The 25,827-nt window shown below is 59.4% G+C and carries 20 protein-coding genes and 3 tRNA genes; 14 read left to right on the top strand and 9 right to left on the bottom strand.

What is annotated here, in order from left to right:
• Positions 1–205: 205 nt before the first annotated feature.
• A complete protein-coding gene (locus tag LSG43_RS14440; protein ID WP_231805694.1) occupies positions 206–1,573 on the bottom strand; it encodes a DEAD/DEAH box helicase in 1,368 nt (455 codons plus the stop codon).
• Between the two features lie 383 nt (positions 1,574–1,956).
• The gene (gene parE, locus LSG43_RS14435; RefSeq protein WP_231805421.1) at positions 1,957–3,969 is read right to left on the bottom strand and encodes a DNA topoisomerase IV subunit B; all 2,013 of its coding nucleotides are present in this window, start codon (positions 3,967–3,969) and stop codon (positions 1,957–1,959) included.
• Positions 3,970–4,516: 547 nt separating this feature from the next.
• Here parE and LSG43_RS14430 point away from each other — a divergent pair.
• Both LSG43_RS14430 and LSG43_RS14425 read left to right on the top strand, forming a co-directional pair.
• Positions 4,517–5,410: a sulfotransferase domain-containing protein gene (locus LSG43_RS14430; RefSeq protein ID WP_231805419.1), complete on the top strand. Its 894-nt coding sequence runs from the start codon at positions 4,517–4,519 to the stop codon at positions 5,408–5,410.
• A 277-nt stretch (positions 5,411–5,687) separates the two neighbouring features.
• Positions 5,688–7,196: an ABC-F family ATP-binding cassette domain-containing protein gene (locus LSG43_RS14425; RefSeq protein ID WP_231805417.1), complete on the top strand. Its 1,509-nt coding sequence runs from the start codon at positions 5,688–5,690 to the stop codon at positions 7,194–7,196.
• Positions 7,197–7,242: 46 nt separating this feature from the next.
• Here the strand turns inward: LSG43_RS14425 and glnA are convergent, their stop codons facing one another.
• Positions 7,243–8,652, bottom strand: a complete 1,410-nt coding sequence (gene glnA, locus LSG43_RS14420; protein ID WP_231805415.1) for a type I glutamate--ammonia ligase — start codon at positions 8,650–8,652, stop codon at positions 7,243–7,245.
• A gap of 98 nt (positions 8,653–8,750) precedes the next feature.
• Positions 8,751–9,089, bottom strand: a complete 339-nt coding sequence (locus tag LSG43_RS14415) for a P-II family nitrogen regulator (protein WP_231805413.1) — start codon at positions 9,087–9,089, stop codon at positions 8,751–8,753.
• 324 nt (positions 9,090–9,413) lie between these two features.
• On the opposite strand from LSG43_RS14415, the gene LSG43_RS14410 reads away from it, so the two are divergent.
• The 3 genes from LSG43_RS14410 to LSG43_RS14400 all read left to right on the top strand — a co-directional run bounded on the left by LSG43_RS14410 (position 9,414) and on the right by LSG43_RS14400 (position 12,668).
• Positions 9,414–9,498: transfer RNA gene (locus LSG43_RS14410), tRNA-Leu, on the top strand.
• Between the two features lie 57 nt (positions 9,499–9,555).
• On the top strand, positions 9,556–10,944 hold the full coding sequence (gene tig, locus LSG43_RS14405; RefSeq protein ID WP_231805411.1) for a trigger factor: 1,389 nt from the start codon (positions 9,556–9,558) through the stop codon (positions 10,942–10,944).
• Positions 10,945–11,198: 254 nt separating this feature from the next.
• On the top strand, positions 11,199–12,668 hold the full coding sequence (locus tag LSG43_RS14400; protein WP_231805409.1) for an NAD(P)H-hydrate dehydratase: 1,470 nt from the start codon (positions 11,199–11,201) through the stop codon (positions 12,666–12,668).
• A gap of 5 nt (positions 12,669–12,673) precedes the next feature.
• Here the strand turns inward: LSG43_RS14400 and LSG43_RS14395 are convergent, their stop codons facing one another.
• Positions 12,674–13,924: a cytochrome P450 gene (locus LSG43_RS14395; protein WP_231805407.1), complete on the bottom strand. Its 1,251-nt coding sequence runs from the start codon at positions 13,922–13,924 to the stop codon at positions 12,674–12,676.
• A 229-nt stretch (positions 13,925–14,153) separates the two neighbouring features.
• Between LSG43_RS14395 and LSG43_RS14390 the strand changes: the two genes are divergently transcribed.
• The 6 genes from LSG43_RS14390 to LSG43_RS14365 all read left to right on the top strand — a co-directional run bounded on the left by LSG43_RS14390 (position 14,154) and on the right by LSG43_RS14365 (position 20,368).
• On the top strand, positions 14,154–14,783 hold the full coding sequence (locus LSG43_RS14390; protein WP_231805405.1) for an ATP-dependent Clp protease proteolytic subunit: 630 nt from the start codon (positions 14,154–14,156) through the stop codon (positions 14,781–14,783).
• 176 nt (positions 14,784–14,959) lie between these two features.
• Positions 14,960–16,237 (top strand): ATP-dependent Clp protease ATP-binding subunit ClpX, encoded by a 1,278-nt coding sequence (gene clpX / locus LSG43_RS14385; protein ID WP_231805403.1) that lies wholly within the window; start codon positions 14,960–14,962, stop codon positions 16,235–16,237.
• A 223-nt stretch (positions 16,238–16,460) separates the two neighbouring features.
• Entirely contained in the window at positions 16,461–16,808 is a 348-nt protein-coding gene (locus LSG43_RS14380) for a hypothetical protein (protein WP_231805401.1), read from the top strand.
• A gap of 207 nt (positions 16,809–17,015) precedes the next feature.
• Positions 17,016–19,445 (top strand): endopeptidase La, encoded by a 2,430-nt coding sequence (lon, locus tag LSG43_RS14375; protein ID WP_231805399.1) that lies wholly within the window; start codon positions 17,016–17,018, stop codon positions 19,443–19,445.
• Between the two features lie 392 nt (positions 19,446–19,837).
• Positions 19,838–20,110 (top strand): HU family DNA-binding protein, encoded by a 273-nt coding sequence (locus LSG43_RS14370; protein WP_231805397.1) that lies wholly within the window; start codon positions 19,838–19,840, stop codon positions 20,108–20,110.
• Between the two features lie 182 nt (positions 20,111–20,292).
• Positions 20,293–20,368 (top strand) — tRNA-Val (locus LSG43_RS14365).
• Between the two features lie 129 nt (positions 20,369–20,497).
• Here LSG43_RS14365 and LSG43_RS14360 read toward each other — a convergent pair.
• A complete protein-coding gene (locus LSG43_RS14360) occupies positions 20,498–21,709 on the bottom strand; it encodes an asparaginase (protein WP_231805395.1) in 1,212 nt (403 codons plus the stop codon).
• Between the two features lie 331 nt (positions 21,710–22,040).
• On the opposite strand from LSG43_RS14360, the gene LSG43_RS14355 reads away from it, so the two are divergent.
• Positions 22,041–22,793 (top strand): ZIP family metal transporter, encoded by a 753-nt coding sequence (locus LSG43_RS14355; RefSeq protein ID WP_231805393.1) that lies wholly within the window; start codon positions 22,041–22,043, stop codon positions 22,791–22,793.
• Positions 22,794–22,828: 35 nt separating this feature from the next.
• Here the strand turns inward: LSG43_RS14355 and LSG43_RS14350 are convergent, their stop codons facing one another.
• A complete protein-coding gene (locus LSG43_RS14350) occupies positions 22,829–23,146 on the bottom strand; it encodes a YbjQ family protein (protein WP_231805391.1) in 318 nt (105 codons plus the stop codon).
• A gap of 20 nt (positions 23,147–23,166) precedes the next feature.
• On the bottom strand, positions 23,167–23,349 hold the full coding sequence (locus tag LSG43_RS14345) for a hypothetical protein (protein ID WP_231805389.1): 183 nt from the start codon (positions 23,347–23,349) through the stop codon (positions 23,167–23,169).
• 267 nt (positions 23,350–23,616) lie between these two features.
• Here LSG43_RS14345 and LSG43_RS14340 point away from each other — a divergent pair.
• Positions 23,617–23,693 (top strand) — tRNA-Asp (locus LSG43_RS14340).
• Positions 23,694–23,869: 176 nt separating this feature from the next.
• Here LSG43_RS14340 and LSG43_RS14335 read toward each other — a convergent pair.
• Positions 23,870–24,091 carry a hypothetical protein gene (locus tag LSG43_RS14335; protein ID WP_231805387.1) on the bottom strand — a complete coding sequence of 74 codons (222 nt, stop codon included), beginning with the start codon at positions 24,089–24,091 and terminating at the stop codon, positions 23,870–23,872.
• 248 nt (positions 24,092–24,339) lie between these two features.
• Here LSG43_RS14335 and LSG43_RS14330 point away from each other — a divergent pair, with 248 nt between their 5' ends.
• Positions 24,340–25,800, top strand: a complete 1,461-nt coding sequence (locus LSG43_RS14330; protein ID WP_439652047.1) for an ABC transporter substrate-binding protein — start codon at positions 24,340–24,342, stop codon at positions 25,798–25,800.
• The last annotated feature ends 27 nt before the right edge of the window (positions 25,801–25,827 follow it).

The raw sequence follows: 25,827 nt of genomic DNA, 5'->3' as shown, positions 1-25,827 counted from the left end.
TCTTCTGGTCTATCTATCCGCAACATAGGACGATTTAAGGGCGCACGTACCGCTTTCGCGCAGTCTATGTTCGGCGCTGCAATATACACGCGCAGCGTGGCGCGCAAGATGCTCAATTTGTGCCGTGCGTTTCAAGTCAAAATGCGCATTTGTTCGCATTTTTTGCCACTATCCAGGGAAATGGGAAGTTAACCTGGCAGTTCCGCTAAGCGTGACGTCGCACCGGACGAAGCAGGAAGGCCGGGATATGACCCTCGGATTCGAACGTCGCGGGCGAATCATCATTGCTGGCCCTACGCGGTGCGTCGCGGCGCTTCTTCTTGGGCTCGGCGCTTTTCTGCTTAGCGCTGCTCGTATCTTCCTGGGGTGTCTCGCGTCTGGCGGGCTCGTCTGTCCGCTTGTTCGAGCGGCTCCTGCGGGCTGGCTTTGGCTCCTGCACAGAGGTGGAGCTTTCGCTTTCGATCCACTCAATATCGCGCTGGATAAGCTTGGTTATCGCCTCGACATATTTGCCTTCGGCGGGTGTCACGAGCGTAATCGCGGAGCCCGATCGCCCCGCGCGGCCCGTGCGGCCGATGCGGTGCACATAATCCTCGGCGTGGGTGGGAACGTCGAAGTTGAAAACGTGGCTCACCGCCGGAATGTCGAGGCCACGTGCCGCGACATCCGATGCGACAAGAATGGGCAGATCGCCGGCGCGGAAACGATCGAGGGTTTCCATCCGGCTCTTCTGGTCCATATCGCCGTGGAGTGCGCCGGCCGAAAAGCCGTGGCGCTCAAGCGAACGTGCGACGGTCGCGACGTCGCGCTTGCGGTTGCAGAATATGATCGCGTTCTTGAGGTCCTTGGCGGCACGGATCTGATCCCGGAGCGCGGCGCGCTTGTCCTTGGGCGTCGTGCCAACCTTGAGGAGCTTCTGGTCGATGGTCTCGGCGGTCGAGTTCTGCCGCGCGACTTCGACCTTGATGGGGTTGGTGAGGAAGCGCTCGGTGAGCTTCTGGATTTCCGGCGGCATCGTTGCAGAGAAAAAGAGCGTCTGCCGACGGGGCGGCAAGAGACCGCAGATGCGCTCGATGTCGGGGATAAAGCCCATATCCAGCATGCGGTCGGCCTCATCGATAACGAGGATGTCGACACCCGTCAGAAGCAGCCGCCCGCGTTCGAAGTGGTCGAGGAGGCGCCCCGGGGTGGCAATCAGGACGTCGGCGCCGCGATCGAGTTTCTTGTTCTGGTCCTCGAAGGACACGCCGCCGATCAGAAGTGCAACGGTAAGGCGATGGTTCTTGCCGTATTTTTCGAAGTTTTCGTGGACCTGGGCGGCGAGCTCGCGAGTGGGTTCCAGAATCAATGTGCGGGGCATGCGCGCACGGGCGCGGCCTTTTTCGAGCAGCGAGAGCATGGGCAGGACGAAGGATGCCGTCTTGCCCGTACCGGTCTGGGCGATGCCGATCAGGTCTTTCTTTTCCAGGACATGCGGGATCGCTTGCGCCTGGATATCCGTGGGCTTGGTATAGCCTGCGGCGGTGACGGCGTCTGTTACCTTGTCGCCAAGTCCGAGCTCAGAAAATTGCACTGTCAAATCGGGTGTCCATTTGTTTCAGCCGCGGGAGGTTCTTTTTTTCAGGGCCTATGCGTCGGCCGTCCGCCCGGGAAGGATAACTGTACGTGCCGAATGCGAAGCGCATGAGAACGTGCCAGCATGATGCAAACAGTCCAGAGCCTTGTGCCTCGGCTGAATCGAGGCGTTTTGCTCACTAAAGTGATTGTCGCGCGTTCCGGGTTCGCGGACTGCAAATGTCCAACATGCCGAAATACGCTCCACCCGGCTTGATGCCGATGCCGGTGAACGGGAGAGGCCTCTGACGGGCGGGACCATAACGCACAAAGTGGCCAAGTCAACGCAGATATCGCTGGAAACCTTAACGCGATGCCGTTTTTTGCCGGAACCAGGGGCGATCAGACGTCGATTTCGGTGACGAAAGCGGCGCGTTCCTGGATAAATTCAAACCGCGCTTCGGGTTTATTGCCCATCAGGCGGTCGACGGCGCCCTTGGTTTCGTTGCGGTCGTCGATGAGCCTGACCTGCAGGAGCGTTCGGGTCCGCGGGTTCATCGTTGTCTCTTTCAAATGCGCGTGCGGCATTTCGCCGAGGCCTTTGAAGCGGGTTACTTCGATCTTGCCGCGACCGGTGAACTCGGACTGCATAAGCTGGTCCTTGTGCTTGTCATCCATAGCGTAGGCGGTTTTGGGACCCTGAGCGATGCGATAGAGCGGGGGTAGGGCAAGGTAGAGATGTCCCTGGTCGATCAATTGCGGCATTTCCTGAAAGAAGAATGTCATCAGGAGCGATGCGATGTGGGCGCCGTCGACGTCGGCGTCGGTCATGATGATGATCTTGTCGTAGCGCAAATCGTCTTCGCGATAGCGATCGCGGGTGCCGCAGCCAAGCGCAAGGAGCAGGTCCGCGATCTGTTGGCTCGATGCTAGCTTTTCACGGCTCGCGCCGGCCACGTTGAGCACCTTGCCGCGCAGGGGCAGGACGGCCTGGCTGGCGCGATCACGCGCTTGCTTGGCGGAGCCTCCCGCACTGTCGCCTTCCACGATGAAAAGCTCTGCGCCCTGAGCGGCGGACTGGCTGCAGTCGGCGAGTTTTCCGGGCAGGCGCAGTTTGCGGGTCGCAGACTTGCGATCGATTTCTTTTTCCTTGCGCCGGCGCAAGCGCTCTTCGGCGCGGTCGATGGTCCATTCGAGGAGTTTGTTGGCCTGGTTGGGCGCCGCGGTGAGCCAGTGGTCAAACGCGTCACGGATGGCGTTGTCGACGATGCGGGTCGCTTCGTTGGAAGCGAGCTTATCCTTGGTCTGGCCGACGAATTCGGGTTCGCGGATGAAGACCGACAGCATGGCGCCGCAATGGGCGAGGATGTCTTCGGACGTGATGACCGAGGCGCGTTTGTTTCCGGTCATCTCGGCGTAGTTCTTGATCCCACGCAGGAGTGCGGTGCGCAGGCCGGCCTCATGGGTCCCACCGTCCTGGGTGGGCACGGTGTTGCAGTAGGACTGGGTGAAACTGTCGCCCAAATACCAGGTGATGGCCCATTCGACGGCGCCGTGGCCGCCCGGCTTTCCGGCCTTGCCCGAGAAGACGTCGTCGACGATGCGCGTTTCACCCTCGATGCGGCGCTCGACGAAGTCGCGCAGGCCGCCGGGGAAATGGAAGGTGGCCTTGGCCGGAACCGCGTCCGTTGCCAGCGCCTCATCGCAAGACCAGCGGATTTCGACGCCGCCGAAAAGATACGCTTTGGCACGCGTCATGCGGAACACACGGTCCTGGCTGAACCGGGCGTGTGGACCGAAGATCTGAGGATCGGGGTGGAACCTGATCGTGGTACCACGGCGGTTGTTGATCCGGCCGACCTGCTCGAGCCGGCTTGTCGGCTGGCCGCGTGAATAGGTTTGCCGATGCAGCATCTGGTCGATGGCAACCTCTACGATGAGGTCGTCGGACAGGGCATTGACGACGGAAACGCCGACGCCGTGCAGCCCGCCGGAGGTTTCGTAGGCCTTGGAGTCGAACTTGCCGCCTGCATGCAGTGTGGTCATGATGACTTCGAGCGCCGAGAGGTGTGGCCGTTTCGGATGGGAGTCGACAGGTATACCGCGGCCGTTGTCGGTGACGGTCAGATAGCCTTCGGCATCGAGGTGCACCTCGATGCGGGTCGCGTGGCCGCCAATTGCCTCATCCATCGCGTTATCGATCACTTCGGCGAAGAGGTGGTGCAGGGCGTTGGTGTCGGTACCCCCGATATACATGCCCGGGCGCCGGCGCACGGGCTCGAGACCTTCGAGGACCTCGATGTCAGCGGCGGAATAGCTCCCGCTCGCGACATTGCTTCCCGCCTGCTTTTCGGGCTTGGGCGCCGGAGGGGCAGGGGTAGGGTCGGTTGCGAACAGGTCGTTGTCGTCGGTCATGGATGTCTTTGGCTTGTTACGGTGCGCCGAGATGCGAATCACGCCTTTCCATTGGCTTAACATATGGTGGGTGTCTGCGCCGCAAACACCATAGTTTTCGGGACTCTTCAACAGTTATGGCCGTGCCTCCGGGCAGTTGTTCCTATCGCAACGCGAGCGCGGCCGGTTCCCAAACTGGGACAGTCGGTGCGGTAAAACCGTACGCCGGATTTACCTTCGGTTTGCACCTCATCAGCACTTTCTTAAATCGATCGGCGTATAAATTTCTTCATACGGTTCATGTGTTTGGAGTTGCCGTATGCGGACGAACCCTGAGGCTGCGTTGCGTATCCTGGCCGCTGGCGGTCCGTCTTTCGAGTCCCGGGTGGGAGCAGGCCGGAGGACTGGTATTGCGTACCGGCTTGCCCACCTTTCGCTGCCACGTCCGGTGGTTCTGGGGCTCTTGTTCATGAGCTTTTTCTTTTTATAGCATCATCTGCTGGTTGCGCCCATCAAGGCGGGCGGGTAGAGCTTTGCGCATCTTTCCAGCGTTTTCCGGGAGATGCGTGTGTCCGACCCGCAAGCCAAAACAGTGCGTCCGCTATACTTCATTGCGTCCTACCCCCGGTCGGGCAGCAATTGGGTGCGCTCTGTCGTGTTTCTGCTTGCAGCAATGCGGTCGGCACCCAAGGGCGGTACTATCGATCTGCGCAATGTCGACAATATTATTCCCTGGGATGTGCATGGGGCGCTCTACGAAAAGGCGACGGGGCAGAATCCTGGTCAAATGAGCGAGGCTCAAGTCGCGGCCGCACGTGCTGACGTGCATCGGCTGCTCGCGACGGATTTCAAGGGGCTTCCCGTCGTCAGGACACATGCCATTCGCGGTACGTTTCACGGTCACCCCACGATCAACCCGCAAGTCACGCGCGGGGCAGCCTATATCGTGCGCAACCCGCTCGATGTTGCTTCGGCTCTGATCGAGGAAACCGGAACGCCGCCGCTGAAGATCATCGAGATGATGATGAAGGTCGACCGCCGCGTCCGGCCTCACAAGATCGCTGTTACCGAGCCGCAGGGGTCGTGGAGCCAGAACGTTGCGAGTTGGACGGGCCGCCAGGAGAAGGCCATCCTGGTGCTCAAATTCGAGGACATCGCCAAAAATCCCACGCATCAGTTCCGTAAACTCGCAGACCATATGCGGCTGCCGATAACCGAAGATACCCTTGGCCAATCGGTCAAGCTTATCGAGGCGCAGCGCAAGAAAGCGGGACGGCTGGGATTGGCCCGGGACTACCGCAAAACGCTTCAACCCATTCACGCGCGTGCCATCGTCGAGGGCCATGCCGTCGAAATGAACCGCCTCGGCTACCTTACGCCGGCGATCCTCGACTATGTCGGCCTGACAAAGGAACATGCGCTGGAAATCGGCGCACGACACGCACCCCGGGCGGCGCAGTAGCTGTCACGATTGCATTGGGGCGATCGCGGCACTATAAAAAGCCCAGAATGTCTCCAACGCCGAAGGAGGGCTGCGTGATCACGTTCTTTCGTCACCATCGTCAGCGCGGCCCTGTTCGCGCCCTGCAGCAGACGTTGCAGGGCTGACCGGCGCGAGACACCTTTTCAGTCAGTTTCGTCTCAGACAAGCGGTCCGCCTTGTTCATGGCGCGGGGTTTGAACCCTGTGCTCCTTGATGAACGCGCATAAGCATGGCGCATTGTCGGCGAGACGACGATATGACGACACTGATTTTGAAAGACGCGACCTACGTCGCCAACATTCCCCTTTTTCGCGATATAAATCTGACGCTTGGGCGGGGCGATAGAATTGGCCTTGTTGCCGGCAACGGCGCCGGCAAAACCACGCTACTCAAATGCCTTGCGGGTGAGGCGGAACTCACGTCCGGCAATATTACGCGCTCGCGGGGCGCGAGGGTCGGATACGTCGAGCAGCACGTGAATGCCAGCCTGACTGGGAGGAGCTTTTACGGCGCGGTGCAGGATGCACTCCCCGAAGCGGCGCGCGAGAGTGAAAGCTGGCGTGTGGATGTCGTCCTCGACACGCTCGGTGCCCCCGAGGACATCCGGCACCTTCTTGTTTCCGAACTGAGCGGGGGCTGGCAACGGCTTATGCTCCTGGCGCGGGTGTGGGTGACCGATCCGGACGTTCTTCTGCTCGACGAACCAACCAATCATCTGGATCTCGAAAAAATATTGCTTCTCGAGGACTGGGTGAGGACCGCCACCGCCGAGGTTCCCGTGGTCATTGCGAGCCATGATCGAGGTTTTCTGGACGGGGTGACCAATCGGACGCTGTTTTTGCGCGCCCAAGCGTCGCGTTATTTCGCCTTGCCTTACAGCCTAGCCCGGGTGGCGCTAGAACAGGAGGACGCGGCGGATGCGGTGCAGCGGGAACGCGAACTCAAGGAAGCGCAGCAGCTTCGGCGGCAATCGGCCAAGCTTAAGAATATCGGCATCAATTCAGGCAGCGATCTTCTTCAGAAAAAGCAAAGGCAGCTGCGGCAGCGCGCCGAGAAAATCGAGGACGGCGTCAAGACGCTGCACAAGGAGCGGCGGGGCGATATGCGGCTCGCGAACCGGGGCACACATGCCAAGGTGCTGGTGGAGATAGAGGGCCTTATCGTCCGCAGGCCGGATGGGGCCAGGCTCTTTGAAATCCCCTGGCTCCATGTCTTCCAGGGTGACAGGATCGTGCTTCTGGGGCGCAATGGCGCAGGGAAATCCACGCTGATCGGTATGCTGCGGCGCGTGCTGGAGGACGGCGCAGATGTCACGGGTATCCGGGCGACGCCAAGCCTCGTGACGGGGTATATGGACCAGGCATTGTCCAACGTGCCTGACAATGTGTCTCCTTTCGATTTCATTGCGGCGTTCGGGCCTGGCGACCAGCGCACGAGAGCGTTGCTGGCGGCGGCTGGTATCGCGGCGGAAAAGCAGGGCCGGCCGATCGGTGGGCTCTCGTTCGGGCAAAGGGCCCGGCTCGGGATTCTGGCCTTGCGGCTGAAAGAACCGAACTTCTACTTGCTCGATGAGCCTACCAACCACATCGATATTGCGGGGCAGGAGACGCTGGCGGCCGAGATTGCCGAGCATCGGGCCAACTGCGTGCTCGTCTCGCACGACAGGGCTTTCGTCCGCGACGTTGGTACGCGTTTTCTCGTCATCGACCGGGGCAGACTCGAAGATGTGGACGATCCGGAAAGTTTCTTCGCGTCCATGAAATGAAGAAGGGCCCCCGAGGGGCCCTTCTCTTGGTGAGCGATGATACCGCTTAGGCGGAGTAGTACATCTCGTACTCGACCGGGTGCGGGGTGTGCTCGAACTTGATGACTTCTTCCATCTTCAGCTCAATGTAAGCGTCGATGAAGTCGTCGTCCATCACGCCGCCAGCCTTGAGGAAGTCGCGGTCGGCGTCGAGCGCATCGAGGGCTTCGCGCAGCGAGCTCGATACGGTCGGGATGCCCTGCAGTTCTTCTTTCGGAAGCTCGTAGAGATCCTTGTCCATCGGGTCGCCCGGGTGGATCTTGTTCTTGATGCCGTCCAGACCGGCCATCAGGAGCGCGGCAAAGGCGAGATAGGGGTTCGCCATCGGATCGGGGAAGCGAACTTCCACACGCTTGGACTTGGGGCTCTGGCCGAACGGAATACGGCAGGAAGCCGAACGGTTGCGGGCCGAGTATGCCAGGAGCACAGGAGCTTCAAAGCCCGGGATCAGGCGCTTGTAGGAATTGGTCGAAGGGTTGGTGAAGGCGTTGATGGCCTTGGCGTGCTTGATCACGCCGCCGATGTAGTAGAGGCACTCCATCGAGAGACCGGCATATTCGTCGCCCGCGAACAACGGCTTGCCGTCCTTCCAGATCGACTGGTGGCAATGCATGCCCGAGCCGTTGTCGCCATAGACGGGCTTGGGCATGAACGTCGCGGTCTTGCCATAGGCCTGTGCCACCTGATGTGCTGCGTACTTGTACAAAAGCACATGATCTGCGGCAGCGATGATCGGCGCGAATTTGATGCCGAGTTCGTGCTGGGCCGATGCCACTTCGTGGTGATGCTTTTCGACCACGACGCCCATCGCGGCCATCGCTTCGAGCATTTCGCCACGGATATCCTGAGCGCTGTCGAGCGGGGGAACCGGGAAGTAGCCCTTCTTCAGGCCCACGTGGTGGCCGGAATTGCCACCTTCGTATTCCGCATCAGAATTGACCGAGAGTTCGCCGGAATCGACTTGGAAGCCGACTTTGTAGGTGGTGTTGGAATACTTCACGTCGTCGAACAGGAAGAATTCCGGCTCAGGGCCGAAGACCACAGAGTCACCGATGCCGGAGGTGCCGACATACGCCTCTGCCTTCTTGGCGATGGAGCGCGGGTCGCGGTTGTAAGGCTGGTAGGTGGCGGGCTCGAGAATGTCGCAATTGACGACAAGCGTCGGGGCCGAAAAGAACGGATCGACGTAGCTGGTCGCGGTATCGGGCATCAGCACCATGTCGGATTCGTTGATGGCCTTCCAGCCGGCGATCGAGGAGCCGTCGAACATCACGCCTTCTTCGAACATGTCGGCGTCGACGACGCTGGCGTCCATAGTGACGTGCTGCAGCTTGCCGCGAATGTCGGTGAAGCGCAGGTCGACGTATTTAATGCCCTCGTCCTTGATCTTCTGGATAAGGTCGTTTGCTGAGCTCATAGTGTGATCCCCAGTATGTGTTTGACTTTTTTGGATTGTTTGCCCGCCGGTCCGGGAGGTGGTGCCGGCGCGTCCGGAAGTAAGCGAAACGTGCGGTTCTAAAGCGCGTCGTCGCCGCTTTCGCCGGTGCGGATTCGAATGGCCTGCTCGACCGTGGAGACGAAGATTTTGCCATCGCCGATCCGTCCGGTCTGGGCGGCATTGCGTATGGCTTCGATTGCCTTGTCCGCGAGGTGATCGGGTACGACGACCTCCACTTTGACCTTGGGCAGGAAATCAACGACATATTCTGCGCCGCGGTAAAGTTCGGTATGACCCTTCTGCCGGCCGAACCCCTTGGCTTCCGTTACCGTGATGCCCTGGAGGCCAACGTCCTGCAAAGCTTCCTTGACCTCGTCGAGCTTGAACGGTTTGACGATAGCCTCGATCTTTTTCATGTCCACGTCTCCTCTTGTTCGGGACCGGTTGCCCTCGCAAATGCACGCGCTATGCCAACCGCCTTGCGATTTGTGTTTATATACTAATTTCAACACGTTCGATTGACGTCTTCAACGCGTTGATACGTTTTGAAATGTATTGTCAGGCTAGATATTGTGCAGCATGCATATATTTTGTGCAATTTCGGCTGCAGGTTCTCGTGTCCCGCTCAGGCCAGCTATGAAGCCAGCCTTTTCATGCCCACGTGCGTGCACAATGAGGCTTTGACTGGCCAGCGAACTTGGGATAGACCGCGTGCCAACTCGCGCCGCACGGCAAGAGAGGCGGGTGTGGCGGAACTGGCAGACGCACTGGATTTAGGTTCCAGCGCCGCAAGGCGTGGAGGTTCGACTCCTCTCACCCGCACCATTTCTCTTCGCGGCACACTATAGAGACAAAGCAGAACGTAAAGACGGGATCGACCAAATGAACGTGACTGAAACTCTGAACGAAGGGCTGCGCCGCAAGCTCGATGTGACTGTCCCTGCGACGGTCCTCTCGTCGCGGCTCGATGAAAAGCTCGACGAGGTTCGGGGCAAGGTGCAGCTCAAGGGCTTTAGGCCCGGCAAGGTGCCGATGGCGCACCTCAAGAAGGTATATGGCCGCTCGGTGATGAGTGAGGTCATGCAGGATACGATCAATGAGACTGTTTCCAAAACGCTCGAAGAGCGCTCGGAAAAGGCCGCTGCCCAGCCCGAGATCGATCTTTCGGACGACCAGGCGGTGATCAACCGCGTCCTCGATGGAGAAGCGGATCTCGCCTTTACTGTCAGCTATGAGGTCCTGCCGCCGGTGGAGCTTATGGATTTTTCGAAGATCAAGCTCGAAAAACCGGTGGTCGAGGTGACCGATGAAGAGGTCGATCAGGAAGTCGAGAAATTCTTCAAGTCCAACCGCCAGTACGAAGACAAGGGCGATGGCGCGGTCGTTGAGGATGGCGATAAGGTCGGGCTTTCCTTTGTCGGCAAAATCGATGGCGAACCGTTTGAAGGCGGTAGCGCGGACCATACCCATCTCGTGATCGGCTCGGGTCAGTTCATTCCGGGTTTCGAAGAGCAACTCGTTGGAGTCAAGAAGGGCGAGGAAAAGACCATCGAGGTTACCTTCCCTGAAGATTATCAAAACGACGAACTCGCCGGGAAGAAGGCGACGTTCGATGTCAATGTGCTTCACGTTGACGGTCCCAAGAAGGACGTCGAGCTCAACGACGAGTTCGCCAAGACCCTTGGCCTTGAGGATTTGGCCGCGCTCAAGAAGGCTATCCGCGATCAGATCGAAAGCCAGAACGAGTCATTGTCCAAGCAGCGCGTCAAGCGCCTGGTGCTCGATGCGCTTGATGAAGGCCACAAGTTCGATGTGCCCGAAAAGCTCGTCACGGCCGAGTTCGATGCGATCTGGAACCGGGTCAAGCACGAAGTCGAGCATCACGGCAAGACCTTCGAGAGCGAAGGTACGACCGAAGAGCAGGCGCGCGAAGACTATCAAAAGATCGCCGAGCGCCGCGTGCGGCTCGGGCTCGTCGTTGCTGAAATCGGCAACAAGAACGACATCCAGGTCACCGATGAAGAGCATCAGCAGGCGCTGATCAGCGAGGTACGCCGGTTCCCGGGTCAGGAACAGCAGGTCTACGACTACTACCGCAAGAACCAGCAGGCTCTGGCAAGCCTGCGTGCCCCGATCTTCGAAAACAAGGTCATCGATTTCGTCACCGAGCTCGCCTCTGTCACGGAAAAGAAGGTGAGCCGGGAAGACCTCGTCAAGCTGGTGCGGGAAGGCGAAGACAGCTTCGACATCGACAACGATCACGCGCACTAAGCGTTATCGCGGGTACGGGCGTACCTGTGGACCGACGGGATATCGGTCAAACGTTCATCACAGTCTGATCGCGCATTGCGTTGAACCCGACCTGAAAATGGTCGGGTTCAGTCGTTTTATGGGGTTACCGAGAGCTATCGGATCCAATTGTCCGCATTGTCGCCTGGTTTTTTGGGCTTGGCGTATTGCGCAGAAGCGGGCGGGTCCCCACTTCCCCAAAAACGTCAAAAATGTGCTCTCAGCGAGGTTGTTGCGTGCAAGAGCTCCTCACCCCTTACCAAATGGCGCAAGCCGACCGGCTTGCTGTCGACGCCGGCGTTCCGTCACTTACGTTGATGGAAAACGCAGGCCAGGCGATCGCCTATGAGGTCGCCCAGCATTTTTCCGTGCAGCCCGTGCTGGTTCTTTGCGGTCCTGGTAACAATGGAGGCGACGGTTTCGTGGTGGCCCGGCTGTTGGCCGAGCGGGGCTGGCCTGTACGCGTAGGGCTCTTCGGGGATAAGGCGGACCTCAGAGGTGATGCGGCGATTATGGCGCGCAAATGGAACGGCGGTCATATCGAACCGGCGTTGGCCTGTTTGGACGATGATTTCGGCGTCATCATCGATGCGTTGATCGGATCGGGCCTCTCGCGGGATATCGACGGGGAACTTGCGGAGGTTATCGAGAAGGTCAACCAGTGCAGTGCGGATGTCGTTGCCGTCGACATGCCGAGCGGCGTCGACGGTGCGACGGGCGCGGAGCGTGGCGTTGCCATCAGGGCCAATTTCACAGTGACGTTTTTCCGATGTAAGCCAGGCCATTTGCTTTATCCGGGTGGGGCGCTATGCGGTGAGGTGTTGCTCGCAGACATCGGTATTCCCGACCATGTGCTTGCCGATATCGTGCCAACAGCGTTCGAAAACGACCCGCATTTGTGGCACCTGCCGAAGCGCAGCCCGGCCGGACACAAATACGATGCCGGGCATTGCCTTGTCGTATCCGGCGCCGCGTTTCAAACGGGCGCGGCGCGTCTTGCGGCGAACGGTGCAGCCCGTGTGGGGGCGGGCCTTGTGACGATTGCAGGCGACCGGGCGGCGCTTTCCGTGCACGCAAACCATGTGACATCCATCATGCTTGTCGAGGCGGAGGACCATGAGGCACTTGCCGAAACGCTGCGCGACAGGCGAAAGAACTCGGTGGTCATAGGACCGGGTCTGGGCACGGGCGGGCAGTCCCGCGACAAGGTGCTCACGGCGCTACGGAGCGAAGCGCGCGTGGTTCTTGACGCGGACGCAATCACGAGCTTCCACGAAGACCCTGAGACGCTATTTGCCGCGATTGACGACCGGGGGCGGGGCGAGGTTGTGCTGACGCCCCATCATGGCGAATTCGAACGCCTGTTCGGTACGCTAGAGGGGTCCAAGATCGACCGTGCGCGCCGCGCGGCAGAGCTTGCCGGGGCGGTCGTGCTTTACAAGGGCCCTGACACCGTGATCGCGCGACCCGAGGGTCGTGTCGTCATAAACGGGGCCGCATCGCCTCTGCTTGCGACGGCCGGCGCAGGGGACGTCCTGGCCGGTGCCATCGCGGGGCTGATGGCCCAGGGCATGTCGGATTTCGACGCGGCGTGCGCGGCGGTCTTCCTTCACGGGCTCGGCACCAAGCTTTTTGGCAAGCCGGGGCTCATGGCCGACGATCTTCCCGATATCGTTCGCGAAATGCTTGTGCGCGTCCTGGAATAGGCGCGTCACCACCCGACCATCAGCCGGTCGAGGCCATGGAAGTGATAGACGTCCTTGTATTCAGGTTCCGCCGTCAAGCGCAGGTCAGGCAGGCGCTCGAAGAGGACCTTGAGCGCCACCTGCATTTCGAGCCGGGCGAGCGGTGCTCCGATGCAGAAATGAATACCGGCACCGAAACTGACGTTGGCGCCGTCGGTACGGAATGGATCGAAGGCGTTCGGGTTGGCGAAGCGGACCGGATCGCGGTTGGCGGCACCGAGCATCAGGCCGATCGTCTCGCCTTTTTTGAACGGGATACCAGCGTAGTTCAGGTCTTCAAGCGCGTAGCGCGTGAACATGTGCAGCGGCGCGTCGAAACGCAACGCCTCCTCAACGGTGGCCGCGGTCTGCTCATCGGATGAAAACAGCGTTCGGGGATCATAGCCGCTTTCGAGGATGGATTTGACGGCGTTACCGGTCTGGTGGACTGTTGCCTCATGTCCGGCGTTGAGAAGTAGGATTGCCGTTGATGCAAGCTCGGCATCGGAGAGCTTTTGGCCTTTGACCTCCGCGGTGAGCATGTGTGAGATGAGGTCGTCGCGCAAATCGGCACGGCGTTTGTTTGCAAGGGACAGGATATAAGCCGTGAAGTCGCGGGCTGCTGCGTCGGCATCGCGCTCGATTTCCTCGGTTCGCCCAAACATGTACATCCGGACCATGCGATGGGACCAGTCAAGCAATTGGCCGGCCATATCCCGCGGTACGCCGAGCATTTCGGCGATGACGACGACCGGGATGGGGGCAGCGAAGGCGTCGATGAGGTCGATCTCACGCTGGCCGGCGAAGCCGTCGATGAGCTCGTTGGCCAGCGATTCGATTCGCGGGCGGAGGCGTTCTACCTGCCGCGATACGAAGGCGCGGTTGACCAGCGTGCGCAGCCGTGTGTGCTCGGGCGGCTCGATCGAAAGGAGCGAAAATCGCTCGGCGGCGTCGAAATGCCTGGTATGCGAAAGGGGGGCGGGCAGGCCGATCTCCTCACGCGTGGCGACATGAAGGATCTGCCGACCGAAGCGCTTGTCGCGGAGCAGGGCACTTACATCGGCAAAGCTCGCGAAACACCAGTGCCCATAGTCAGTCCATTGAAATGATGGCGTGTTTTGGTGGATCTGGGTATAGAACACATAGGGGTCGCCGAAAAAGCGAGCGTTGCGCGGATCACATCGCGCGCGGCGGTCGTCTCGGTCGATAGCAAATGGCGAAACGGGTGAATCGAGCATGGCTTTTGTCCGAATGGTCAAAGTCAGTCTAGTGTGAAAGCCGGTCGCGTCAAACCGGTGAGCGGGGCATTTTACGCATTAAGCATGTGCCTTATTTGGGCCACGCTCGGGCTTGCTATTGAACGCAAACACCGCCAAGCCTATGTGACGGTTTAGACGTCGCTATGCCGATATCGCCGGCAAGGCGAGAGGTCCTTCTGATTCCTTTCCCCGGGGGAGAAAAAAATAAATGAAAGATCCCGTCGATCTTTACATGAACACGCTTGTACCGATGGTGGTCGAGCAGTCGAACCGCGGCGAACGCGCGTTCGATATCTATTCGCGGCTGCTGCGCGAGCGCATCATTTTCGTAACCGGTGTCGTCGAGGACAATATGGCCTCGGTGATCGTAGCGCAGCTCTTGTTCCTTGAATCGGAAAACCCGAAAAAGGAAATCGCGATGTACATCAACTCGCCTGGCGGAGTTGTGACCGCGGGGCTGTCGATCTACGACACCATGCAGTTCATCCGGCCCAAGGTCCAGACGTTGTGCATCGGGCAGGCCGCCTCGATGGGGTCGCTGCTCTTGACCGCAGGCGAAAAGGATATGCGCGGGTGTCTGCCCAATGCGCGCGTCATGGTCCACCAGCCTTCCGGTGGCTATCAGGGCCAGGTTACGGACATCATGATCCATGCCCGCGAAGCTGAAAGCCTCAAGCGCCGGCTCAATGAAATCTACGTCAAGCATTCGGGTCGGTCATACCAGGAGATCGAAGATCTGCTGGAACGCGACCGCTTCCTTAGCCCTGAAGAGGCCCAGGAACTGGGGTTGATCGACCACGTTCACCAGAAACGGGATTTGCCTGAGGCGGGAGCCTAAGTCTCGCCTTTTTCACAAGTGATTGACAGAGGCGGCGAGAGGCCTCTGTCATGATTGCACCGCAAGCCAGTGACCTTTAAGGTCGAGGTGAATTACATTTTTTTCATTCGTCGTCGGCTAGCGTTGTAAACGGCGGGGTAGAACCAAGCGCAAATTGGCGCTTTTGGAGTTGCTATATGTCGAAGGAAAATTCGAGCGGAGAGTCCTCCAAGAACACGCTTTACTGCTCGTTCTGCGGGAAGTCCCAACACGAAGTCCGCAAGCTGATTGCCGGACCGACGGTGTTCATCTGCGATGAATGCGTCGAATTGTGCATGGACATCATCCGCGAGGAATCGAAGACCTCGATGGTGAAGTCCTCCGATGGCGTCCCGAGCCCTGCGGAAATCTGCAAGGTTCTGGATGATTATGTGATCGGTCAGGGACGGGCCAAGCGCGTGCTCTCTGTGGCGGTCCACAACCACTACAAGCGGTTGCATCACGCGGCCAAGAACCAGGATGTCGAGCTTTCCAAGTCCAACATCCTGCTGATCGGGCCGACCGGTTGCGGCAAGACTCTGCTTGCCCAGACGCTGGCACGTATTCTCGATGTGCCCTTCACGATGGCTGACGCCACGACGCTCACCGAAGCGGGCTATGTCGGCGAGGACGTCGAGAACATCATACTCAAGTTGCTGCAGGCTGCGGACTATAACGTCGACAAGGCCCAGCGCGGCATCGTCTATATCGACGAGGTGGACAAGATTTCCCGCAAGGCGGACAATCCCTCCATAACCCGGGACGTTTCGGGTGAGGGCGTTCAGCAGGCGCTTCTGAAGATCATGGAAGGTACCGTTGCCTCGGTGCCGCCGCAGGGCGGGCGCAAGCATCCGCAGCAGGAATTCCTGCAGGTCGATACGACGAACATCCTCTTCATCTGTGGTGGGGCGTTTGCGGGGCTTGAAAAGGTTATCGCAGCGCGCGGCGAAAACACCTCGATCGGGTTCACCGCACAGGTCAAGGATCCCGAAGACCGGCGCGTGGGCGATGTGCTCGCGGAAGTCGAGCCCGAGGATATGGTGCGGTTCGGGTTGATCCCCGAATTCATTGGCCGTCTGCCTGTGATTGCGACGCTTGAGGATCTCGACGAGGACGCCCTGGTGCAGATCCTGACCGAACCCAAGAATGCTTTGGTCCGCCAGTACCAGCGGCTGTTCGAGATGGAGACTGTGGAACTGACCTTCCACGAGGATGCGCTCAAGGCGATCGCCCGGCAGGCGATTGCGCGCAAGACCGGCGCGCGTGGCCTGCGTTCCATCATGGAGGCGATCCTGCTCGATACGATGTACGATCTGCCCTCCCTCGAAGGTGTCGAGGAAGTGGTGATCAGCCAGGAAGTCATCGAGAGCAAAGATGTCCGGCCGCTCTACATTTACGCCGAGCGTGCTAAGGAAGATGTCAAGCCCAGCGCATAATCAATATTGCTGGACTCGCGTTGAGAAAGCCCGGCTTGGCCGGGCTTTTTTTTGTCTGAGGTCGGGGAGGGCACGTCGCTCCTGCGTTAGCCATCGAAGCGTTTAATCCTGTCAAGTCCGGCAGCGAGTTGTTAGAGTCTGGTGGCGACAGACCAAGCAGGGACGGAAGATCATGCTTTTACGACATTCACTCGCCGGAGTTCTTCTGGCGACAGGACTGGCGATGTCTACCGCCACCGTTGCCCAGCCCACGACCAAGCTCGTGGACGGATTGGAGGGAGCCGACATCGACCTCATGTGGTGCAGCGCCGTCCTGTTCGAGGAGTCGTTCTGGTATGACGAGGACGCGCCCTGGGGCATCTACTACGATGAATTGAGCTACGAACTCGAGATGACAGCGCGCGAAGCCATGAACGTTGCGGGCTTTTCACAGGAACGCCAGGATGCGGTGTGGGAAACCTACGATGCCGCGGCATTCGAGCTTGCGGAAGCCGAAGATGGTACGTTCCTTGGTCTGGTTGACGAATGCGAATCCGCCTATGGCCATCTTGCAACGCCTCCCAAAAAGTAACGCGTGTTTGAGCACGCATATCAGGCCTGCGGTCCCGCCCACAGAAATTGACCGAACGCAACTTGTGGATGGGGTTTTATGCCCTATCTTAGGGGACGAAGAGTCGTGGCCGCCTGACTGAGTCCCCCACGGGCCCCGGCGGCCCGACGCCACGCCGATTGCCACTGGCACTCCTCCCTTTTGCCAGCGGCACTGAAAGGATAGTTTATGTCCGACGATAAAACGCCCGAAACCGAGTTCGACAGGGACAAGGTGTACCCGGTCCTGCCGCTGCGCGACATTGTCGTATTTCCCTCCATGATCGTTCCGCTGTTTGTCGGCCGGGAAAAGTCCGTACGGGCGCTTGAAGAAGTCATGCGGGAAGACAAGCATATTCTCGTCGTGACGCAAAAGAACGCCCAGGAAGACGATCCGGCTCCCGACGCCATTTATGAGATCGGAACCATTGCGTCCGTTCTTCAGCTTCTGAAGTTGCCCGACGGGACGGTGAAGGTTCTCGTAGAGGGTCTGCACCGCGCGCGGATCGCGGACTATGTGCAGACTGAAGACTATTTCGAGGCCCAGGCCGAGAAGCTCGACGTTGTCGATCACGACGCAGTCGAGGCCGAAGCGCTTGCTCGTTCGGCGGTCAGCGAGTTCGAAAACTATGTAAAGCTCAACAAGAAGATCTCATCCGAGGTGGTCGCCGCGGTCACTCAGATCGAGGATCATTCCAAGCTGGCCGATACGATCGCAAGCCATCTTGCCGTCAAGATACAGGACAAGCAGGACATCCTCGGAACGCCTTCAGTTACCGAGCGGCTCGAGCGCGTTCTGGGACTGATGGAAGGCGAGATCGGCGTGCTACAGGTCGAAAAGCGGATCCGCAGCCGCGTCAAGCGCCAGATGGAGAAGACCCAGCGCGAGTATTATCTCAACGAGCAGATGAAGGCGATCCAGCGCGAGCTGGGCGACAATGAGGACGGCACCAACGAGTTGCAGGAACTCGAGGACCGCATCGCCAAGACCAAGCTCTCCAAGGAAGCCCGGCAAAAGGCCGAGCAGGAGATGAAGAAGCTCAAGCAGATGAGCCCGATGTCGGCGGAAGCGACCGTCGTGCGGAATTATCTCGACTGGATGCTCAATCTGCCCTGGGGCAAGAAATCCAGGATCAAGAAGGATCTCAAATTCGCAGAGACCGTGCTCGATAACGACCACTACGGCCTCGAGAAGGTCAAGGAGCGTATCGTCGAGTATCTCGCGGTCCAAAGCCGGACGGGCAAGCTCAAGGGCCCGATCCTGTGCCTCGTCGGCCCTCCGGGCGTTGGTAAAACGTCACTGGCGCGCTCGATTGCCAAGGCAACGGGACGCGAATATGTCCGCATGTCGCTGGGGGGCGTCCGCGACGAAGCGGAAATCCGCGGCCACAGGCGCACTTACATCGGCTCGATGCCCGGCAAGGTGATCCAGTCGCTTAAAAAGGCCGGCAAGGCTAACCCGCTGTTCCTTCTCGACGAGATCGACAAGATGGGCCAGGATTTCCGGGGCGACCCGTCCTCGGCGCTTCTTGAAGTGCTTGATCCGGAGCAGAACAATACGTTCAACGACCATTATCTCGAGGTGGATTTCGATCTATCGGATGTGATGTTCGTCACTACGGCCAACACCCTCAATATTCCCGAGCCGCTGATGGACCGCATGGAGATTATCCGGCTCTCGGGCTACACGGACGAGGAAAAGTGGGAGATTTCCCGCCGGCACCTCATTCCGGAAAACCTCAAGGAACACGGGCTGAAAGATGACGAGTTCATCCTTCCCGATACAAGCCTTCAGCTTCTGACCCGGCGCTATACCCGTGAAGCGGGCGTGCGTAACCTCAAGCGCGAAATTGCGAATTTGATGCGCAAGGCGGTCAAGGACATCCTGATTTCGGGCAAAAAGAAGATCGAGGTCACCCCTGAACTGGTTGAAGAGTACCTCGGACCGCCGCGGTTTCGCTATGGCGAGATCGATCTGGAGCCCCAGGTCGGTGTCGTAACGGGACTGGCCTGGACTTCGGTGGGCGGCGAATTGCTGACGATCGAAGGCATCATGAGCCCTGGTAAGGGCAAGATGACTGTCACAGGCAACCTCAAGGACGTGATGAAGGAGTCGATCTCCGCTGCAGCGACCTATGTGAAGGCACGGGCCGTTGAATACGGAATCGAACCTCCTCTCTTCGACAAGCGGGATATTCACGTCCACGTGCCCGAGGGCGCCACGCCCAAGGATGGTCCGTCGGCGGGTATCGCGATGGCGACGGCAATTGTCTCCGTGATGACCGGCATTCCGGTGCGTCATGAAGTGGCAATGACGGGCGAGATTACCCTTCGCGGTCGTGTCTTGCCCATCGGTGGACTGAAGGAGAAGCTCCTTGCGGCGCTACGGGGCGGGATCAAGAAGGTCCTCATCCCTGAGGAGAACGTGCGCGACCTCAAGGAAATTCCCGAGAACGTCAAGCAAGGCCTCGAGATCGTTCCGGTTTCCCGCATGGGCGAGGTGCTGGAGCATGCTCTGGTTGAAAAGCTGGAGCCGATCGAGTGGAACTATGACGAGGCTGCCAGCGGCGTCGCCGACAAGGGTGATGGCGACGATGCCGGTGCCGTGCTGCCCCACTGAGGTCAGCCGTTTGCGATGAATTGATGACGGCGCTCTTTCAAGAGCGCCGTTTTTCTTTGCCGGGTACGGCAGAAGTGGGAGGCGGCATACCCCTTTGATGCACTTCAAGAGATCAGGTATTCACCGCCCGTAGCCGACTGCTGTGAACCATGCGGTCGCCGATGGTACCGGACGCTGAGTCGCCCGGAATGCCGGGATATTCGACGCATTTTGGTTTGCCCCTGTTTATAAGTGCGCCACATTTGGCCCGAGGGGTGGAAAACTCGCGTTTTTTGGCTCCGAAAGCCCGTGAAACCCGCAGTTTTCCTTGCTTTTACCCCGGAATCGTAAAAGGGTGATGCCGCTTCCGCTCATCGGATCACGTGATGAGCAATTCATTGTGAGGAAACGCTATGAACAAAAACGATCTGAGCGCGGCAGTTGCCGAGAAGGCCGATCTCACCAAGGCTCAGGCCGGTGCAGCTGTGGACGCTGTCTTTGACGCGATCACTGCAGCCCTCAAGGGCGGCGACGAAGTACGTCTCGTTGGTTTCGGTACTTTTGCCGCCGCGCAGCGCAAGGCCACCAAGGGCCGCAACCCGGCGACCGGCGCGGAAATCGACATTCCGGCTTCGGTTCAGCCCAAGTTCAAGGCCGGTAAGGGCCTCAAGGACGCGCTGAACTAGGCCTAAGCTTTGTAGCGCACCTGTTTGGTTTGGCCTCGGAATCCCCCGGGGCCTTTCCTTTTTGCGGCGTTGAATGTTGCAGCCGACGAGCCTTCTATTGACGGGGCAGGGCATTGCGCATAATCAAAGGCCGCACCGCACGGGTTCGTCCCTTCATGCGGTTTCAGCACGATCCACGTGCCGGGCGATTAGCTCAGTTGGTAGAGCGCCTCGTTTACACCGAGGATGTCGGCAGTTCGAGTCTGTCATCGCCCACCAATCCCCTTGATGAGTATTTGCATCTGTGGTGACGCCGCGTCGCGGCGTCAAAAGCCTGCCTGACGTCATATTGGGCTTGGCGAACCAGAATGGCGCCGGGCGGCAATTCTTCCGCCCAGCGCGCTGTGCTTAGTCGTACGAGAATGGCTCGAATTCGCCGGTGCCGTAACTGGTGAAGAGCTCGCGCGTTTCGGCGAAGTCATCGCTGAACGCAAGGGCCAGCTGAAGCAGAATCCGCGCTTTCAATGGCTGTAGGTCGGCGGCGTTGATGACATCGCCTTCGCCCGAATCGTAGTTGCCCTCGCCTCCGGTACGCGAGGCGCTGACGATGGCGACGCCCGCCTCGAGCGCGGCGTCTCGCGCATCACGCTGGAAGTTGGAAATACCGCCCGGGCCGTGGCCCGCAATGATGATGCCTTCGGCGCCGCCGGCGACTGCACCCTCGATTATCGCGGGGGAGGCCTCGATGTGGCTCATGATGACGTCGACGATGGGTAGGTCCTCAACGGTGATTGTGGACAGCTCGAACGGTGTTGCCCACGCGTCGGTCCCGCAATCCTGTACGCGCGCCGGAGCGCGCATGATGCGGATATTGTCCTGGTTGACGACGCCGAACGGGCCATAAAGACGGGCGTCGAACGTGCTCATCTTGTAGCCGTCCGTCTTGGTGACTTCACGGGCCGGGTAGAAGTTGTCATTGAGCAGAACGACGGTGCCGAAACAGGTCGTGCCGCCATCGGCTGCCAGGCGAATGGAGCTGAACAGGTTGGTGATACCGTCATAGGTAAAAGTGCCGTACTGGTGCATGGAGCCGGTCAGCACCACCGGTTTGGGCGACTGGACGGTCAGATCGAAGAAATAGGCGTCTTCCTCGAGCACATTGGTGCCAGCGGTGAGCACGAGACCATCTACGTCGGGATCGGCCAGATAAGCATCGATGGTCTGTGAGATGGTGAAGAGCTTCTCGTTGGTAAGACTACCCGAACTGCCGATCGAGTAATCATTGCTGGCCAGGTCCACCAAGGTAATGTTTGCGATACCGTCGATTTCAGGCTGCATGTCTTCAAGGATAGTCAGCACCCCATCGGCCGGGCCATTGTCGCCGCCGTAGTTGAGGTAGCTGATGCGGTCCACTGCGCTGGCGGTTATGGTGCCACCCGTGTCGAGCACAATGATATTCTTAAGGTCGGGGCTATGCTGCCCCAGCACAGTTTCCGGGAATTCGGGAATGCCCGAAGACGGGGCTTCTTGAGAAAATGCCGTGCCTGTCGCAAACGCCATAGTGAGAGCAGCCGTGAGGGCTGCGGGTTTGCCGAAGCAGATCGCAGGGATACAATTCATAATACAGTCCTTCTTATTTCCGCTGGGAGGAGGCCGAGCGGCACGGTTTGGTATGCAACCGGTGTGCCACGTCCCCCAGAATTCCTCGAAGTGGCTGTGGCCGGGCGTTTGCGCTTTGGTCGTCGCTCAGGCGTTCGCGAGATTTGGCCAATGGCTCGCCTAAAATGTTAGCAGTATGAATACTTAGTGTGCACAATTGGGATTTGCTTAATATGCAGGCGAAATGCAATGCGCCGGGGCGGCTCCGATCGTGTGAGGCTTGGCAGGCGAGCTTGTGTTCTCGCCTTTAGAGTCGATAAACTTCATGCACTTGGGACATTTGGGGGCGGGGATGCCTATTTGGGTGCAAGCCGGGTTGTGGGCACTGCTTGGCGCGTCGTCGCTCGTTGTCGGAGCGGCAGTCGTTTATCTGGCGGATTTACCGCGGCGGCTGACGGCTGGGATTATGGCGTTCGGCTGCGGAGTGCTGCTTTCTGCCGTAGCGTACGATCTTATCATGGACGGGTTCGAGCGCGGCGGGCTCTGGCCGATCGTGGCCGGCGCGATCGCCGGGGCTCTTGCCTATACCGTTGCAGATCACATCGTTTCCGCTTCGGGCGGCAGGCATCGCAAGCGATCAAACGATCGGCAAAGCGCAGGTGCGGCAGGAGGCGCGGCCATCGCAATTGGATCGCTTCTCGATGGCATCCCCGAATCGATGGTTCTGGGTGTCGGATTGCTCGATGATGGCGGCGTAAGCGTTCCAATGCTGGCCGCGATCCTTTTGTCCAATTTTCCTGAAGGGCTGTCGAGCGCTGCCGGCATGAAAAAGGCGGGCAGGGGGCCCGCGCAGGTGCTGGGGATGTGGGTAGCTATTGCCGTACTTCTGGGCGTGTCGGCCATGGTCGGTGTCGCGCTCTTACGATACGCCGATCCCTGGCTGCTTGCGATGGTCAATGCGGTCGCGGCGGGTGCGCTTCTCTCAATGATCGTCGATACAATGATTCCAGACGCCGTCGAGGACGAGCACAGTGGCACGGGCGCAATCGTCGTCGCCGGCCTTCTGTTAGCGTTCGCCATTTCTCATGGAACCACGGTGACTTGAATGGCAGACACGCGCTGGATGGGAGAACTGCTCGGCTATTTTTCCAATCGCACAGCGGTGCCGTACGCAAGGATTTCCGCCGCACCTTGTGTGACCATCGAGGTCGTAAAACGCATGCCGACGACGGCGTCTGCGCCCATCTGGCGCGCGTCGGCGACCATGCGGTCATAGGCCTGCTCGCGGGCCTCGGCCATGAGCTTGGTGTATTCTCCGACTTCGCCGCCCACGAGGTTGCGCAAGCCAGCGATGATGTCAGTGCCGACATGCCGCGTGCGGATGGTGTTGCCCCGGGCGATGCCGAGCGAATCGGAGATGGTGTGGCCGGCGACGGTATCGGCAGTCGTGACGATCATGGCAGGAGCTCCACTAAGGGTTATTTGTCGACGTTCTTGTCGTAGTAATCGTCTTCGGCGTTGGTGATGCGCTGATAAATGACAACCGCGAGAAGACCCAGAAGGCCGAATGGCATCGCCGCGATCAATACGGTCAGCGTGACAATCAGCCAAAGCGCGCCGAAGGCGACGACGATGGCCAGAGCGAGCGTGTCGAGTCGCATTTTCCCGCGCCCTTTTCGATTTGCTGCGGCATATTAACAAGGATTCTCGATAGTCCCTATGCCTTTGTGTTTGGGAAAACAGGTTCGTTTCCAGTGCGTTACGTAGAAATTTTAATCGCAGCGGCGGCGTCCCTGCCACAGTATCCGGGGGCTTGCGGCGTTATTTTAAATTTCTTTCACAAACCGCGCGCGATGGCGCTTGACTTGGGACAAGGCGACCGATAAACGATGCCCACCTTGCCGGGGACGGAGCGTCCCTGAGGTGCAGGGGGTGTAGCTCAGTTGGTTAGAGCGCTGGCCTGTCACGCCAGAGGTCGCGGGTTCGAGTCCCGTCACTCCCGCCAGCCTAAACGGCTGGCCGCCCCCTTCCTCCCTGCCAATTGTCGTTGCCTTTGTGTCGCTGAAACAGCGGGGCATTTGTCCGGTGCTGCGGCTGCCCTCAGCTTGGCTTGTTAAACAAAAAGGACACCTTGCGGTGCCCTTTCTGCTGCCGGATGTCCGTAAAACGAGCGGACGGCCTCTATCCGTTGCGCTTAGAGGATATCTTGCGCAGGGCCCAGCGCACCGACCGCTTGAGATCCGAAAAGCCGTCAGCCAGATCGCCACGCAGATCCTGGTAGATGCCCGAAAGCATGTCGCCTATGTCGCGCATAGCGTCGCGCCATTGGGAGGCCGCCAGATCCGCCGACTGCGGGTGCTTTTCCCGGCGGCGGGAAAAGAGCTGAATCTGATTGCTGGGCATTCACCCTCCTTGTCGAAGTGAAGCAAGCGTTGCCAATATAATCATGGCATCTTTTAGAACAATGCTGAAATTAAACGAGAAGTTCCGTTCGCTCTTCCCCAGCCATTGCCGCCGAGCCCGTGCCGCATTCGCCGTGGCTTGCCCTTAAGGTTGCATCGCAAAGCGGCGATTGTTCGGTTAGGGTGTCGCTGGAATCGGAACACTCGAAGATGGAGGCGTGCGTGCCGATAAGAAACCTGGCCGGAGCGATGGTCGCAGTATGCGTAATGGGGCTCGCGGTTGTAGCGCCGGCTCAGGCGCAACGCGCGGATATTACGGTGGGGCTGGTACTCGAGCCTCCCCATCTCGATCCCACCGCCGGCGCCGCCGCTGCCATCGACGAGGTGGTTTATGCCAATGTTTTTGAAGGGTTGACCCGATTTGCCCCTGACGGGGACATTATATCCGGGCTTGCCGATAGTTGGGAAATCTCTGACGACGGGTTGACCTACACCTTTCACCTGCATGACGGAGTCAACTTTCACGACGGCACCGCGTTGACAGCAGAGGATGTGGTTTTTTCGATCGACCGGGCCCAAGCAGAGGATTCGGTCAACGCGCAAAAGGCGCTTTTTGCAGACATCGCCGAGGTTTCCGCGCTCGACGATCTCACAGTCGAGATGACGCTGTCGAGACCCAATGGCAACCTGCTGTTCAATCTTGCCTGGGGGGATGCGGTGATCGTTGGGCCGGAAAGCGCGGATACAAACGCGACCGATCCGGTGGGAACAGGCCCTTTCCGATTCGTCGACTGGGTGCAGGGTGATCGCGTGATTCTGGAACGGAATGACGCTTATTGGGGCGAACCCGCGCAACTGGAGGCGGCGACCTTCCGATTTATTTCGGATCCGACGGCTGCCTTTGCGGCGATGATGGCGGAGGACGTCGACGTCTTCCCCAATTTTCCGGCGCCCGAAACGCTCTCGGTGCTCGATGCCGATCCGCGCTTCGAGGCCGTCGTCGGCACGACCGAGGGCGAAACGATCCTTGCAATGAACAACAAGCGTTCGCCGCTAGACGATGTACGCGTTCGGGAAGCAATCGCGCACGCGATCGACCGGCAAGCTATTATCGATGGCGCGATGTTCGGGTATGGCACGCCGATCGGGACGCATTTCGCACCGCATCATCCGGCTTATGTCGATCTCCTCGATCTTTCGCAGTACAATCCGGAGCGGTCTCGGGCACTGCTGGCAGAGGCGGGTGTTACCGGGCTGAGGCTTTCACTGGCCCTGCCACCTCCGACCTATGCCCGGCGAGGCGGAGAGATCGTGGCTGCACAGTTGCGCGCTGTCGGTATCGAGGCCGAAATCACCAACATGGAATGGGCACAATGGCTTGAGCAGGTGTTCGGCGCAGGTGATTTCGATCTCACGATCGTTTCGCATACCGAACCTCTGGATATCGGCATCTACGGACGCGAGGACTATTATTTCGGCTACGGCGATCCTGAATTTCAGGCCATTATGAGCGAACTCGACGCGACAACGGCTCCGGATGCGCGCATTGCGCTGTTGGGGGACGCGCAGCGCAAGATCGCGGAGGACTATGTCAACGTTTACTTGTTCCAGCTCGCCCAGACAGGGATCAAGAATGCCGGTATCGAGGGTATGTGGGTCAATGCGCCGACCCAGGCTACAGACCTGACGGCGGTATATTGGGCCCGGTGATCTAGGGCGTGATCAATCAGGCCCGCG

It is taken from the genome of Pelagibacterium xiamenense (genome assembly GCF_021166475.1).
GTDB lineage: Bacteria > Pseudomonadota > Alphaproteobacteria > Rhizobiales > Devosiaceae > Pelagibacterium > Pelagibacterium xiamenense.
The sequence above is the reverse complement of the archived record's forward strand: the minus strand, read 5'-3'. Positions and strand labels throughout refer to the sequence as shown.